This window comes from Clostridium carnis (assembly GCF_054657435.1).
The window spans coordinates 2,123,231-2,139,155 of the sequence record NZ_BAAHYS010000001.1; the positions used below are offsets into that span (position 1 = coordinate 2,123,231).

Genomic DNA, 15,925 nt, shown 5'->3' on the forward strand with positions numbered 1-15,925 from the left:
GAAAAAAATCAAAGTTTAACAGTATAGCTTTAAAATGGAGGATTTAGTGAAAAGAATAACTAAGATAAAAAAAATAATACTTATTAATATTTTTATAATGCTAATATTTTTTATTGGATGTAGTGATAAAAATATTAAACTGGATAATTTAAATGTTTATTTTTTTCAAGTAGGAAAGGCTGATAGTATTCTTATTAAAAATAATAAATTTAATATATTAATTGATACTGGAACAGATAAAGATGGTGAAAATATTTTATTAAGATTAAAGGAACTTAATATAGATAAATTAGATTATCTTATTTTAACTCACCCAGATAAAGATCATATTGGGGGAGCAGATATAATAGTTAATAATTTAGAAGTTGAAAAGGTAATAAGTTCTTATGAATGGTATGATTCTAAGCAGTTTAAAGAGTTACAAGATGCTATGAAAAATAAAAATATTACTATCCATGTTCCAAGTGTAGAAGAGGAAATTATATTAAAAGATATTAGTATAAGATTTATTGGTCCTTTAAGGGAGTACGTGGATGAAAATAACAATTCATTAATTTTACAATTAAAACATGGAAAAAATAGCTTTTTATTTACAGGAGATGCTAAAGAAAATTCATTAATGGATTTAATAGGGAAAAATAGAGATATTAAAAGTGATGTTTTAAAAGTTCCACATCATGGTAGAGGAAATAAAGCTTCAGGTTTATTTTTTAATAAGGTAAAACCTAAAATTTCTATTATTACTTGTGATAAGAATAATGAAAAGGGGTTACCAGAGGAGAAGGTAATACGAGATTTAGAGAGTATAAAGTCTAAAGTTTTTATTACTGGAAATGGAGAAATTAACATAATATCTAACGGTATAGATATTGATATTAGTCAATAACACTTAAGTTGATTTTAAAGAGGTGATACTTATTTGGGAAAAAATAATGTGTTAAAAGTTGAAAGAAAAGAGCTTAAATATCTTGTTAATGAGTATCATAAACATTACTTATTATCAGCATTAAGTTCAACACTTAATACTGATAAGCATAATGGAGAATTTGGATATAAAGTTAGAGGTCTTTATTTTGATAGTATTTATAATGAGGATTTTTTTAGTAAAGTCAATGGAGAAAAAGTTAGAAAAAAGATACGACTTAGGATTTATGGTACAAATGATGAAAATGTTAAATTAGAAATAAAACGTAAAATAAATATAAATCAAAGAAAAGATACATTAATAATAAGTAAAGAGGATGCAAAAAAAATAATAAATTGTGATTATTCAGCTTTAACTCATTATAATGATCCTCTTGCCAATGAGCTTTATAATATTATGACATCACGATTATATAAGCCAGTTGTAATGGTTGAATATGATCGTTTAGCATTTTATCATGAAACTCATGATATTAGAGTAACATTAGATTTTAACATTAGAAAAAGTGAGACAGACTTTGACTTGTTTGGGGAAAATCCTGCAATTGAGCCAATTTTTAAATATCCGTATACGGTTTTAGAAGTAAAGCATGGAGCTTATATATATAAATGGTTAACAGATTTAATATCTAATTGTAATTGTGTTCAAAAATCTATAAGTAAATATTGTATGTCAAGAAGTTTATTTGAAGAATTTTTTGTTTAGGGAGATAAGAAAATATGAATTTAACTACTTTTTTAAAATATATTACAGATAATGAATTAATGGAAGGAATATTACCTATTATTACAAGCATGTCTATAGCATTGTCCTTAGCACTATTAATATATATCACTTATAAATTTTGTTATAGAGGTGTATCATATAGCAAAAACTTTAACCTTTCATTAATTATCATGACATTAGTTACAACAGTTGTAATGATGGTAATTGGAAGTAATATAGCGTTGTCACTAGGAATGGTAGGAGCGTTATCAATTGTTAGATTTAGAACAGCAGTAAAAGATCCAAGAGATACTGTATATATTTTTTGGAGTATTTCAATTGGACTAGCATCTGGTGTTGAAATATATGATGTTGCTATTATAGGATCCATATTTATAGCATTAATAATATTTATATTTAGTATAAGTAATAAAAATTCAGAAAAGTACTTATTAGTTATAAGAGGGAAAACATCAGTAGAAGAAGAAATATATTCAACTGTATTTAAAGAAATAAAGTATTACAGAGTAAGGTCAAGAAATGTATCTAAGGAAAGTATGGAAATTATATGTGAAGTAAAACTAAAAAGAGATGAAGAAATAAAAGTAATTAATAAATTAAATAGTTTAAAGGATATAGCTACAATTAATTTAGTATCACAAAGTGGAGAAATGGTGGGATAAATAATGAGCTATATTTATAAGTCTAAATGGAAGATTATTGGATTAATAGGTATTATTATAGTAAATTTAATAACTATAATATATGTATTTGGATTAAGAAATAAAGAAGATAGCAACTTTGTATATAAAGATAACTATGAAGATATAAGTTTTGAAACACATTTACCTATTATAGTAATAGATACAAATGGACAAGAGTTAAATAGAGAAAACTTAGTTAAAGCAGATTTAAAGGTATATGATAGTTATAAAAACTATAATGAGTTAAAAGACAAGCCAACTTTAGAAGTGAAATCAATGATTAAGATAAGAGGAAATACCACAGCTAAAGTACCTAAAAAGCAATACTCAATAAATTTAATTAGTGAAGATGGAGCAAATGTAAATAAAGAGATATTAGGTATGCCAAAAGAGAGTAGCTGGGTATTAAATGGCCCTTATATGGATAAATCTCTAATTAGAAATTATATTGTTTACAATGTTAGTAAAGAAATAATGCCATATGCACCTAGAACAGAATATTGTGAGGTGTTTTTAAAGACAAGTAATAGTGAGGAGTCATTAAAAAAAGAAGATTATATTGGTTTATATTTAATGATAGAAAAGATAAAAAGAGATAAAAATAGAGTTAATATATCTGAAACAGTATCCTATCTAGATGAAACAAGCTATATAATTTTAAGAGATTCAGTTAAAGATGATGATTTAGTATTAGATACTTTTTCACAAAGATTGAAAGTTGATTACAATGGGAGATATACAAATGAATTAATATGTGTATATCCATCTAATGAAAAGTTAACAAAAGAGAAGTTAGATTACATTACTAAAGATGTAGATACTATAGAAAAGCGAATGTATTCAGCATTTTACACCGATCCAGAGCTTGGATATAGAAATTATATTGATGTTGAAAGTTTTGCAACTTATGCAGTCATAAATGAATTTTTTAGAAATGTTGACCAGGGATCTAGAAGTGCTTTTTATTATAAGGAAATAGGGGGAAAGCTTAAAGCTGGACCCGTATGGGATTATAATTTTTCAATGGGAAATGCAACTTATAGTGAAGCTTCTTCAGTTGAAGGGTTTGAACTAAAAAGTATGCCTTGGTTTGATCAATTAGTTAGAGATGATTATTTCGTTGAAAACTTTGTTTCAAAATATAGAGAACTTAGGGAAACTTATTTAAATGATGATTACTTATTTGAATTAATAGATAAAATAGTTAACAAATTAGGTGAATCCATAGATAGAAATTTTAAAAGATGGCCAGAGGTATATGAAAAAAATGTATGGCCAAATCCAGATAATCCAGCTACTAAAAATTATGAAGAGGAAATAATTGCAATGAAAAAGTTTATTTCAGAAAGAGGAAAGTGGATGGATGAAAATATATATAAGGTAAAGCCTTAGAATATAAAGGTTGGGTAGCTTATTATGTCCATAAAGAAGTTTTTAAAGAAATCGATTATAGTTCTTATAGTTATATCACTTTTAGGAAGTATATTGTACATTTTTTGGGACAAGCAAAAGATGATACCTAAAAGTGATAAAATAGAGTATTTTACTAAGACAGAAGGAAAAGATATATTATTTAATAAAAATGGAAAGTGGGAAAAAATTTTTATTAAAGGAGTAAATTTAGGGGCTTCGAAGCCAGGATATTTTCCAAATGAGTTTAAAATTACAAAAGAAGAGTATTTAAGATGGTTTAAATTAATTGAAGAAATGAATGCAAATGTTATAAGAGTCTATACAATTTTAGCACCAGAGTTTTATGAAGCACTATATGAATTTAATGAAAACAAAGAGAATCCTTTATATGTAATACATGGGATGTGGGTAAATGATAATTCAATAAAAGAAACTATGGATGCATATAATCCTAAAATAATTGAAAATGTAAAAAGAGATATTACTTCTTTAATCGATGTTGTTCATGGAAATGGATATATACCAGATAATGATACTCATGCCTCTGGAAAATATAAATATGATATATCTAAATATGTTCTAGGTTTTATACTTGGAATCGAGTGGGAAGGATATTTTGTTCATGGAACAGATTTATTTAATGAAGAAGTAAACTCATATAAAGGTGAATACATTTATCTAGAAGAAGGAAGTCCATTTGAAGCTTTTTTAGCAAAAATAGGAGATTATGCAGTAAAATATGAAACTAAAAAGTATAGAAAGCAAAGAATAATAGCTTTTGCAAATTGGCCTCCAACTGATCCAATTATTCATAGATATGAACCTGAAGACCAAAATAATATTTCACAAATAGATGTTGATAAAATAAAGGGTACAGAAAAATTCTTAACAGGAATGTTTGCCTCATATCATATTTATCCAAATTACCCAAACTTCTTAAATATGGAACCTGAGTATGTAAATTTTATAGATGATGAAGGAAGAAAAAATTCTTATAGAGCTTATTTAAGAGAAATAAATAATCATCATAATATACCAGTAATAGTAACGGAATTTGGTGTTCCAAGCTCAAGAGGAATAGCACATTTTGATGTAACAAGAGGTTTTGACCAAGGAAATTTAAGTGAAAATGAACAAGCGGAAATAATAAGGGAATTATATGAAGATATTTTAAAAGAGAATATGGCAGGAGCTGTTGTATTTTCATGGCAAGATGAATGGTTTAAAAGATCTTGGAATACAAATGAGCTAGTAGATTTAGAGAGAGCTGCATATTGGTCCGATGAACAAACAAATGAACAGTTTTATGGATTATTAGCTTTTGATCCAGGTAAAGAAAAAACTAAATCATATCCAGACGGAAATGTTGAGGAATGGGAAAATAAAAAAGCAACAGTAGAAGATGAAAAAGTTAAGCTCTATATTGATAGTGATGAAAGATATCTTTACTTTAGAATAAATATTAAGGATTTTGATATAGAAAATGAAAAAATCTATATTCCATTAGATATAACTCCAAATTCGGGAGCAAAGAGAAGTAGTTTATTTTCATTAGAATTTGATAGGCCAGTAGATTTTATAGTTGAGATTAACGGTAAAGAAAATTCCAGAGTATATATTCATGATTATTATAATTATTTAAGATATAAATTATCTACTTTACCCAAAACACAAAGCGATTATAGTGAAAATATTTCAAAGGATATGGATAGCTTTAATTATATATATCAACTTTTAATGGAAAAAGTTGATATAACCTTGAAAGATACAAAGGAAAAAATAATTAAAGAAGAGGAAATTTATGAAAGCGGAAAACTAGTTTATGGTAATGGAAATATTGATAGTGTAGATTATAATTCTTTATCGGATTTTTATATAAATGGAGAAGATATAGAACTTAGAATTCCATGGCAGTTGTTAAACTTTTATGATCCATCTAAAAAATTAGTGGCTGGTGATTACGTTGAGTTATTAAATCCAAAGCCTATAAATATAGATAAAATATATGCAGGAGTAAATATAAAAAATAATAATGAAAATATTTATAATAGCAAAATGAAATCCTATTCTTGGGATAAGTGGGATATACCTCAATATCATGAAAGGTTAAAACCAGCATATTATACTGTTAAAGATATGTTTAATAATAAATAAAGTAAAGGGGAGTAGGGGTATGAGTATTAAAATGGCTATTATTACAATAGCTATATTAATGTATGTTATGTTAAGTATTATAATTTTTGTGTTAAGCTCTAAAATTTATAAAAAGATAGTTACTAAAAAAATAAAAAAGATTAGCACATATTTAAATCCAATTATAGAAAATCATATTAGAAAACTTAAAAATAAAAAGGAAATAGATAGTGAAGAAATAAATGATATAACAGGAAAACTAAAAGATAAAATATATTTGGAAGCTTTTAATGAAAAAATAATTGAACTTAGAAAAGATAATAAAATAAATACTGAGATAACGATGTATTTATCCTTTTTTGAAAAGTTCTTTTTGGAAAAGTTTATAAATTTAGATAAATCTGACTACCTTAAATACTCACATGAAATATATTTATATGGAGAATATGGATATAAAAATGAGAAAATTATAAATCAATTATTAGAAAATATTAATAGCGAATCAACTTATATAAGAGTAAATTCATTAAAGTCACTTTCTAAAATTGGAAATATAAATGAGTTTATTTATGCATTAAGAGTTATATCAGAAAAAGATATATATATTAATGATAAGATAATAATTGATTCTATGGATATATTTGAAGGTGATAAAGAGTTATTTAATAAAGAATTACATTTAAATTTAAATAACTTTTCTAATAGGATAAAAGGGTTGGTTATTACACATTTCACCAATATAAAATACGAATATGTGGCAGAAGAGTTTTTAGAAACTATAGAAAGTAATATAGATGAATTAGAAAATGACTTAGCTAAGATAAAGTATTTTGGTAATGTTAAATATGAAAAAATGAATAATAAAATTGTGGATTTATTAGAGGATGAGAAATGGGAAATACGTGCAATATCTGCAAAGATAGCGTTAAACTATGATAATAATAAAGTCAGAAAATCACTGATAAATTCAGTAGGGGATAGTAACTGGTTTGTAAGATATAATTCTGCAATGACTATAATTTCACTAAAAGATAATAAGGAATTAATAAAAGAAGTAATAAATTCTAGCGATAAATATGCAAGAGATATAATGATATATACTTTATTTAATAAAAAGCTTATAACTTATGATGAATATACAACCTTTAATAAAGAGAATAGTGATTTAGAGAAAGTAGAGGTGAAAAGCATTGATAGAGAATATAGTTATAATCTTAAATAAGATATTTTTTTATTATATGTTTATTTATGCAATAATTTTCTTCGTTACAACTTTATTATCTTCATTTGATATTGAGAAGTTTATAAAAAAGAGAAAATTTATTTCATCCATATCACTAAATAAGAAAGAGAATTATATACCTATTTCAATATTAGTTCCGGCATATAATGAAGATGTTACTATTATTAATAGTATAAAATCATTATTAAGCTTAGATTATCCAGAGTATGAGATAGTTATAATAAATGATGGTTCAGTAGATAAGACGGAGGAGTATGTTAAAAAAGAGTTTAATCTTCAAAGAATAGTTACTCCAATAAGAAAGCAAGTAGAATGTCAAGATGTTATATCTATTTATGAAAATACAATCAATAATGTAAGAGTAGTTTTAGTTAATAAAGTTAATGGCGGAAAAGCAGATGCTTTAAATATGGGTATAAATGTTAGTAGATTTCCGTTATTTATTTCATTGGATGCAGACTCTGTATTACAAAAAAATTCACTATTAAAAATAGTTGAGCCCTTTATAGAAGATGATAAAACTATTGCTGTAGGGGGAAGTATTAAGGTAGCCAATGGATTAACTATAAAAGATGGTAAAATTATAAAAGAAAGTACTCCAAAGAAGCTTATAGTATTATTTCAAATGGTTGAGTATATAAGAGTATTTATAGCCTCAAGAGTAGCTTTTAATAAATTTAATTTAAATATGATAATATCAGGGGCTTTTGGAATGTTTAATAAGTCATTAGTTATTTCTTGTGGAGGATATAACTCTAAAACTGTTGGAGAAGATATGGAACTAGTAGTAAAGATGCATACTTATTGTTTAAAAAATAAAAAGGAATATAAAATTTCATATGTTCCAGACGCTATATGTTTATCTCAAGTTCCAGAAAAATATTCAGATCTTAAAAAGCAAAGAAGAAGATGGCATATGGGATTAATTCAAAGTATTTGGAAACATAAATATATATTTTTAAATCCAAAGTATGGAGCTTTAAGCTTTATTTCATATATTTATTATCTAATATTTGAAGTAATATCACCTTTTATTGAAATTTTTGGACTTATATCAATAGGGTGTGCTTACTTTATGGGGGTTATGAATCTTAAATTTATGCTTATATATTTATTTGTATTTATATTCTACAATGTAATAGTTTCATATGTTTCATTAACCTTAAATGATTTTTTATTTGATTATTCTACACCAAGAAAAACAAGATTAACATTATATTTAGTTAGTATCATCGAGGGGATGGGCTTTAGGCAATTATGCTCTATATATAGACTAAGTGCATTTATAAACTATAAAAAGAACAGATATCAATGGGGAAAAATTACAAGAGTTAGTATGGGTGAGGATGAGAATATATATGAAAATAAAGAAGTTATCTAAAATAATACTTATTTTACTAGTAGTTTTAATAATTACAAGTCCTTTTTATATATGGTATTTTAAAAGTAGTAGTAATATTAAAGCTTTAATAATAGATAAAACAGTACCAACTAATGATTATCGTGAACATAAGAATATTATGTGGATATTAAATAATAAAAAAATAATAAATGAATATACTAATGATTCCTTTGATTTTAAGAAAGATTATTATGGCTTTTTTCCATATAAATTAAATGAAGAAGAAAAAGAAAATTTTCATATAAAAGAATTACCTAAAGAACTTGATTCAGATTTGGATTTAATTTATATATCTGACACATATGGCGTTCATAGTAGTGATTATGAGATAGATGAGTTAAATTATAAAAACTTATCATATGGAGGAATTACACTTGATGAATTAAATTCTATAGATAAAGTGAAAAAAGGAAAAACAATAATAGGAGAATTTAATATTTTTAATTCACCAACAGGTAAAGAAGAAAGAGAGAAGGCTACGGATTTATTTGGAGTAGAGTGGACAGGTTGGAGAGCTAGATATTTTAAAGATTTAAGTTTAAATGTAGGAGAAGTCCCAAGTTGGATAATAAATGCTTATGAAAATCAGTATAATGAAAAATGGGATAAAATAGGTACTGGAATTATTTATGTAAATGAAGATGGAACAGTATTTGTTTTAGAAGATAAAAAACATTTAAACTTAAATTATGTAACAGTAAATTTTACAGATAATGCAGAAAAAGAATATAAAGTTAAAAGTAATATAAAATATTATTATTGGTATGAAATAGTAAAGCCTAAAGATAAAACAGAGGTATTAGGAAATTTCAATATTGATGTTACAGATGAGGGAAAAGAAGTTTTAGAAAAATATAATTTAGATAGCGAGTACCCAGCTTTTATTAAAACTTCATCAGATTATACAACTTATTATATTGCTTGTGATGCAGCAGATAATAATAAAATAATGAAAAATTATAAAATTGAGTATTATGCTAAATTAATGAATAAACTATCATTAGATAACAGTATAAGTAATAGAAATTTTTATTGGAAATGCTTTTATCCATTTTTTAATAAAGTACTAGAAGATATTAATATGAAGTGATATTAGTTTCAATTATAAGATATGAATATTAAATAGAATCATAAAAAAATAGTATAGCAAAAAGCAATAATTTTATTATATATTGTTTACAATAATCAATAGTAAAGTTATAATGTTACTGTATTTAGGTTAATATAAAGTATAACTAAATAAAGTGGCATTGAAAGAGAAGAGTATATAATTTTTAAATTTAAGAGAGCTAGGAATGGTGGAAGCCTAGTATTTAATATTATAGAAAGAAGCTCTGGAGCTATAAGCTGAAAAACATTTATGAAGTAAGCTTATGGGTTTCTCCCCTTAAAGAGAAATGAGTGGATTAGAAAACTTATCTAATCAATTTAGGTGGTAACGCGGAAGCAGTCTTTCGTCCTAAGGTTTTAGGATGAAGGACTTTTTTTACTTTATTAGTAAAATACTTAAAAGAAGCAAAGGAAAGGAATATGAAAAAATGAGTTTAGAAAAATTAGCTGAAATTATGTTCCCTGGTATAGATAAAACACCAGAATACTACATTGAAAAGTATCCTAAAAGAGAATTAAAAGATGGTGCTGTTGTTTGTAGATATGCACCTTCACCAACTGGATTCCAACATATAGGAGGAGTTTTTGCTGCTTTAATAAATGAAAGGTTAGCAAGTCAAACAGAAGGAGTTTTCTATTTAAGAATAGAAGATACAGATCAAAAAAGAGAAGTTGCAGGAGCAATTTTAGATACTATACAAACTATGCATAATTTTGGAATGGACTTTAGTGAAGGAATGACTGGAGATGATACATCAAAAGGAAACTATGGTCCATATAGACAAAGTGAAAGAGCAGAGATATATAAGGCTTTTGCAAAAGACTTAGTTAAAAAGGGGTTAGCTTATCCATGTTTCTGTACTCCAGAAGAGTTAGCAGAGCTTAGAGAAAAACAAACAGCAGCTAAGATAACACCAGGATATTATGGTGAATTTGCTAAGTTTAGAAATTTAAGTTCAGATGAAGCTATAGAAAAAATTAACAATGGAGAAGCTTACATAGTAAGACTTAAATCACCAGGAAACTTTGAAAATAAAGTAGAATTCCATGATTTAATAAAGGGAGATATACATTTCCCAGAAAATAATCAAGATATAGTTATAATCAAGGGTGATGGACTTCCAACATATCACTTTGCACATGCTATAGATGATTCATTAATGAGAACTACTCACGTAATAAGAGGAGAAGAATGGTTATCATCACTTCCAATACATGTTCAATTATTTGAAGTATTAGGATTTGAAAAGCCAAACTATGCTCATATACCAACGATAATGAAAAATGATAATGGATCAAAGAGAAAATTATCAAAGAGAAAGGATGCAGAAGCAGCTGTTTCTTACTATAAAGAAGTTGGATATCCAATGGTTTCAGTTATTGAATATTTATTAAATATAATTAATTCAACATTTGAAGAATGGAGAGCAGAAAATCCTACTAAAGATTACCATGAATTTAATGTAGCTTTAGATAAAATGAGTAAATCAGGAGCTTTATTTGATATAGTTAAATTAAATGATGTAAGTAAAGAAGTTATATGCAAAATGAAAGCTGATGTAGTATATGATTATTATGTAGCTTGGTCAAAAGAATTTGACAAGGAAATGTATGAATTAGTTACTAAAAATGAAAGTATGTCAAAGGAAATCTTTAATATAGATAAAGAAGGTCCAAAGCCAAGAAAAGATTTTGCAAAATGGGATGAAGTTAAAGAAAAGATATTCTATTTCTTTGATGAATTATTTGATAAGGAAACAGCAGATCAAATTGAATTACCAAAGACAGTTTCATTAGACGATGCTAAAGCTATAATAAAAGCTTATAAAGAAGAATTTAACTTTAATGTAGAAAGCCAAGAAGCGTGGTTTGAAGATCTAAAACAAATAGCATTAAATCTTGGATACTGTGCAAATAGAAAAGAATATAAAGCAAATCCAGATCAATATAAAGGTATGATTTCAGATGTTGCAGGGGCTGTGAGAGCTGCTATATCACATAGAAGTAATACTCCAGATCTTTATACATTAATGCAAATAATGGGTGAAGAAAAAGTAAGAGCTAGATTTGAAAAGTTTATAAATTTATAAGATTTTAATATAAATGATAATAAAAGAGGCTGTAAAAAACTTTGTATATCTGAAATTTCTTCTTAGAAATAATTAAAGAAATTTTGATTTATATCGTGTCTTCAAGTCATTGTATATATTCACCAATTAAGGTGAATAATATACGTAGATAGAAGATTTCTTTTAAAAGAACTTTGACATTGGGAAACCTTTGTTGAAGTTTTTTTATGCTTCTTTTGAAAATGTATTAGAGAATATTATTTTTAATTAATTGATAACTAAATCCCAGTTTGCATAACTTCTAGTCCATTTAGAATGAACCCTCTCGGTAGTTAAATATAACATTTTTAATAAGCTCTCATCAGTAGGAAATATTAGTTTAGTTTTATTAACTTTTCTAAAGTGACTATTTAAATTTTCGATAACGTTAGTTGTATAAATTACCTATCTTCCCAGCCTTTTATTGCATTAGGATATTTATTAACCCACTTTTCTTTTACATCTATAAGATTTTCCATAGCTTCGCTTTCAGTTATAGCTGTATAAATAGTTTTTAAATCTGAAAAAAAGCTTTCTTATCTTTATAAGGAACACACTTCCAACTCTAGAGGGTACATTTTCGTTAATATATACTGTATATTTATATTTTTTTTAATATTATTTGGAGGAATTTAAATGGATGACTTGTTTTAAATTAAATCACCACTCATTGTAGAAATGGAATTTACAAACAATTGTAATAATCTGTGTATATTTTAATAAAGACACTATAACTCACAAAGTAAATATATTCAAATTATTCTGAATAATACAGAGATATTGTATTTAATTAAAAATAATGTCGTAAAATGTAAAACGTATTTAATATCTATATTATGAATGTTATGTTAGAATATGGATGAAAAAGTCTAATATAAAAATATTATCAATAAGGAGATGGTTAAAAATGAAAAAATTTAAAAAATCTGCAACCGGTTTATTATTAGCAGGTATATTAGTAGGTATTCCTGCTGTAGTACAAGCAGGTACTGTAGAAATTAATTATCGTTTGCCGGCATATGGATACAGGGCAACAGATTCTACAACTAAAGATGATTTTGACCCAGCTGTTGTTAATTTAACTTATTTCGGTAGAGCTGGAGGTGTAGATGCAACTGGTATGGGAGAGTTTCCAGGTTATATGTATCAACCAATAACTTGGACAGCGAATATTCACTCAGCAGATAGGTACAATTTACATTACCAAAGTTCTGATTTAGCAAACATAGCATATGCTGATTTATGTTATTTAAAAATAAAGACAGATGCTGTAACTGAGTATGAACTAGATGTTAGAGGTAAATTTGCACCTTAAAATAATAAATATTATCAATAAGGGAGATGTTTAAAAATGAAAAAATTTAAAAAGCCTTTAGCTGGTTTATTATTAGCAGGTGTATTAGTAGGTATTCCTGCTGTAGTACAAGCAGGTACTGTAGAAATTAATTATCGTTTACCTGCATATGGATACAAGGCAACAGATTCTACAACTAAAGATGATTATGACCCAGCTGTTGTTAATTTAACCTATATAGGTAGAACTGGAGGTATAGATACAACTGGCATGGGCGAATTTGGAGCAGCTGGTTCAGATACCCTTTATCAACCAATAACTTGGACAGCAAATTTTCAGTCTACCTCAATAGGATGGCTTGCTAAGAAAAACTTAAATTACCAAAGTGCATCCCTATTAAATAGAGCCTATGGAGAATTATGTTATTTAAAAATAAAGACAGATGCAGTAACTGAGTATGAAATGGATGTTAGAGGTAAATTTGCACCTTAAAATATAAATATTAATAGAAACATAATAAATTAAAATTGTGTTTATTATGTTTCTTGTTATTAGGAGGAAGAACTTTGAGTAGCTATTTTAAAATGGAATTTAAGAGAGCTCTTTTGGGTAAAAGTACATTAATTGGAATAACAATAGTTTTTTGTTGCCTTTTAACAGCTTACTTTTCTATGAATGAAATCTATCTTGATGGTATAAATACGTTTATTACAATACTATTTTATACTGATATGAGTATATTAATATATATTGCACCTATATTAGCTGTAATACCTTTTGTTAATTCATATATACTAGATAAAGAAAGTGGGATGATTCAATATATTTATATAAAAATGGATATTAAACAATATCTAAAAACAAAAATAATCGTAAATGGATTAATGGGGGGATTAGTATTTCTCATACCCGAAATAATAGCTTTAATTCATTTATTGATAGTTAGAGGAATTGATGATTTCATTATTCCAACTAACTTAGGAACATTTTCAGATATTTATATTAAGTATAAATTATTGTATGTTATTGTAATAATTTTAACACATTTTTTATATGGTATAGCTATTGCAACTTTAGGATTAGGTGTAACAGTAGTGACTAAAAATAAATATTTAGGTTTCTTAGCTCCTTTTTTATGGGCAAAAATAACAGCATCAATTTTTCCTATTTTAGGCTTAAACAGTGATTTATTTACGTTTAATATTGGGCAAATGTTCTATTTTGTAGGAGGGCCTCCAGGAGTATCAAAAACTAATATTGTTATATACTTAGCATGTATATTTGTAGTTGGATGTATTTTGGTTTATTTTTGGGGAGAGAAACGATATGAATAGACTAATCAATCTTTTATTAATTAATATACCTAAGAAAAAAACAATATACATTTTGATAATTATTAGTAGTATATATACAATTTCTAATTTCTATAATTTCTTATATTTAAATAATAACAGAGGAAATTATTATGATTATATTACGGGTACATTTGGTTCACAATTTGTAGTATCGTATTTTTTGTTTATAATATATATTATTCTAATAAGCAATATATCCATGAAAAAGGAATTTAATAAATATGTAATGTGTAGGTTTAAATCTTTAAAAGACTGGTATAATGATACTATTTTAATTATTTTAATTATCTCTATTATTTTTGTAGGATTTATTTTTATAGTTTGTACTTTAGAAAGTAGTATTACATTAGATTTTTCAAATAAATGGAGTGAATATTTTATTTCGCTGAAAAACAATGATGTAATGTTAATATATAATAAAAAAAATGTTGAATTTTTAATTGATAATGTCAAACCTATGAAATATATATTAATTAATTTAATATACATAGTTTTATATTTTTTTACTTTTGGGAATATTCTATTTAATACCACTATAATATTCAAAAAAAAGTGGATGTCTTTGACTTCAGTTCTAATAATAAATATTGTTGACATTGCCATTTCTAGAAGTGAGCTTACAATTAAGAAGTTTGGTTTTTTAGGAAATGTATTAACAATGAATAAAGATTTCACATATATGTCAGCATTATATACTCCTTTTATATATTGGATTATTTTGAATGTAAGTATATATATTATTGGAAGATTAATTATAAATAGAATTGACTTTCAATTTGGAGATGATTTATAGATGAAAAAACTTAGTAGAATAATACTAAATAATATAAAAGCCATGGTTACTTTTAAAAGAATAGTATCTATAATATTTATTTTTGTAATTATTAATATTATAACAAGTAGTACATCTGAAATAACAAATTTAAATGATGTATTTAAAAATTCTTTCTATGGTATAAAAAAGATTATAGATATGCCAAGTGAATTTTTCAAATTTATGATGTATCAAATGTTTCTCATTTACTTAGTATTAATTTTTTTCCATAATGAAATAAATAATCGTAGTAGTATAACAATTTTAAGAATTGGAAGTATAAATCTTTGGGCAAAAGGCATGGTAATATCGATAATATTATTAGTGATATTTTATCATATTATTGGATTTTTAACATTAAGTATTCTAAATATTAAAATGTTATATATAAGTATAGATGTTATAGAATTACTTAATATATTTTTAGCATTAATATTAATCAATATAATATGGAGTCTTATAACAGTTATATTATGTATATTAATAAAAAATGAAGCTACATTATTTTGTATAACATTAGCAATATTTTGCATTGCTACTACTATTGATATTGAAAATAAAGGAATAGGTAAGTTTATAGTTTTAGATAAAGGAATGCTAATAAATTATTATAAATATAATTTTAATTTTAATTCTACATATTTATTTTCATTATTGACAATTGGATTCTTATATATAATTTTTAATAGATTACTTAAAAAGATAGAATTTTAAGATTG

At 25.4% G+C, this 15,925-nt stretch carries 14 protein-coding genes, 1 pseudogene and 1 other annotated feature; of the genes and pseudogenes, 14 read left to right on the top strand and 1 reads right to left on the bottom strand.

The window, feature by feature from the left end:
* Positions 1–46 precede the first annotated feature (46 nt).
* The 9 genes from ACYQ1T_RS10210 (at position 47) to gltX (ending at position 11,725) form a co-directional block, all read left to right on the top strand.
* Complete coding sequence (locus ACYQ1T_RS10210; RefSeq protein WP_459834541.1) at positions 47–886, top strand: ComEC/Rec2 family competence protein; 840 nt, start codon at positions 47–49, stop codon at positions 884–886.
* Positions 887–919: 33 nt separating this feature from the next.
* Positions 920–1,630 carry a polyphosphate polymerase domain-containing protein gene (locus ACYQ1T_RS10215; protein ID WP_459834542.1) on the top strand — a complete coding sequence of 237 codons (711 nt, stop codon included), beginning with the start codon at positions 920–922 and terminating at the stop codon, positions 1,628–1,630.
* 14 nt (positions 1,631–1,644) lie between these two features.
* Positions 1,645–2,313: a DUF4956 domain-containing protein gene (locus ACYQ1T_RS10220; RefSeq protein ID WP_459834543.1), complete on the top strand. Its 669-nt coding sequence runs from the start codon at positions 1,645–1,647 to the stop codon at positions 2,311–2,313.
* 3 nt (positions 2,314–2,316) lie between these two features.
* Positions 2,317–3,726, top strand: a complete 1,410-nt coding sequence (locus ACYQ1T_RS10225; protein ID WP_459834544.1) for a CotH kinase family protein — start codon at positions 2,317–2,319, stop codon at positions 3,724–3,726.
* A 24-nt stretch (positions 3,727–3,750) separates the two neighbouring features.
* Complete coding sequence (locus tag ACYQ1T_RS10230; RefSeq protein ID WP_459834545.1) at positions 3,751–5,901, top strand: glycoside hydrolase family 113 protein; 2,151 nt, start codon at positions 3,751–3,753, stop codon at positions 5,899–5,901.
* Positions 5,902–5,920: 19 nt separating this feature from the next.
* A complete protein-coding gene (locus tag ACYQ1T_RS10235; RefSeq protein ID WP_459834546.1) occupies positions 5,921–7,102 on the top strand; it encodes a HEAT repeat domain-containing protein in 1,182 nt (393 codons plus the stop codon).
* Positions 7,071–8,504, top strand: a complete 1,434-nt coding sequence (locus tag ACYQ1T_RS10240; RefSeq protein ID WP_459834547.1) for a glycosyltransferase family 2 protein — start codon at positions 7,071–7,073, stop codon at positions 8,502–8,504. Before ACYQ1T_RS10235 ends, ACYQ1T_RS10240 begins: the two co-directional genes overlap by 32 nt.
* On the top strand, positions 8,482–9,615 hold the full coding sequence (locus ACYQ1T_RS10245) for a hypothetical protein (protein ID WP_459834548.1): 1,134 nt from the start codon (positions 8,482–8,484) through the stop codon (positions 9,613–9,615). Before ACYQ1T_RS10240 ends, ACYQ1T_RS10245 begins: the two co-directional genes overlap by 23 nt.
* Positions 9,616–9,766: 151 nt before the next feature.
* Positions 9,767–9,990 (top strand) — a binding site (T-box leader).
* Between the two features lie 73 nt (positions 9,991–10,063).
* The gene (gltX, locus tag ACYQ1T_RS10250) at positions 10,064–11,725 is read left to right on the top strand and encodes a glutamate--tRNA ligase (RefSeq protein ID WP_459834549.1); all 1,662 of its coding nucleotides are present in this window, start codon (positions 10,064–10,066) and stop codon (positions 11,723–11,725) included.
* A gap of 246 nt (positions 11,726–11,971) precedes the next feature.
* On the opposite strand, the pseudogene ACYQ1T_RS10255 reads toward gltX, so the two are convergent.
* Positions 11,972–12,308, bottom strand: a pseudogene (locus ACYQ1T_RS10255) (transposase); the annotation flags it as partial.
* A 342-nt stretch (positions 12,309–12,650) separates the two neighbouring features.
* On the opposite strand from ACYQ1T_RS10255, the gene ACYQ1T_RS10260 reads away from it, so the two are divergent.
* The 5 genes from ACYQ1T_RS10260 (at position 12,651) to ACYQ1T_RS10280 (ending at position 15,920) form a co-directional block, all read left to right on the top strand.
* Positions 12,651–13,058, top strand: a complete 408-nt coding sequence (locus tag ACYQ1T_RS10260) for a hypothetical protein (RefSeq protein ID WP_459834550.1) — start codon at positions 12,651–12,653, stop codon at positions 13,056–13,058.
* 36 nt (positions 13,059–13,094) lie between these two features.
* A complete protein-coding gene (locus tag ACYQ1T_RS10265) occupies positions 13,095–13,529 on the top strand; it encodes a hypothetical protein (RefSeq protein ID WP_459834551.1) in 435 nt (144 codons plus the stop codon).
* A gap of 74 nt (positions 13,530–13,603) precedes the next feature.
* The gene (locus tag ACYQ1T_RS10270) at positions 13,604–14,371 is read left to right on the top strand and encodes a hypothetical protein (RefSeq protein WP_459834552.1); all 768 of its coding nucleotides are present in this window, start codon (positions 13,604–13,606) and stop codon (positions 14,369–14,371) included.
* Positions 14,364–15,185, top strand: coding sequence for a hypothetical protein (locus tag ACYQ1T_RS10275; protein WP_459834553.1), 822 nt, complete (start codon positions 14,364–14,366; stop codon positions 15,183–15,185). The genes ACYQ1T_RS10270 and ACYQ1T_RS10275 overlap by 8 nt, the downstream gene beginning before the upstream one ends.
* Positions 15,186–15,920: a hypothetical protein gene (locus tag ACYQ1T_RS10280; RefSeq protein WP_459834554.1), complete on the top strand. Its 735-nt coding sequence runs from the start codon at positions 15,186–15,188 to the stop codon at positions 15,918–15,920.
* The last annotated feature ends 5 nt before the right edge of the window (positions 15,921–15,925 follow it).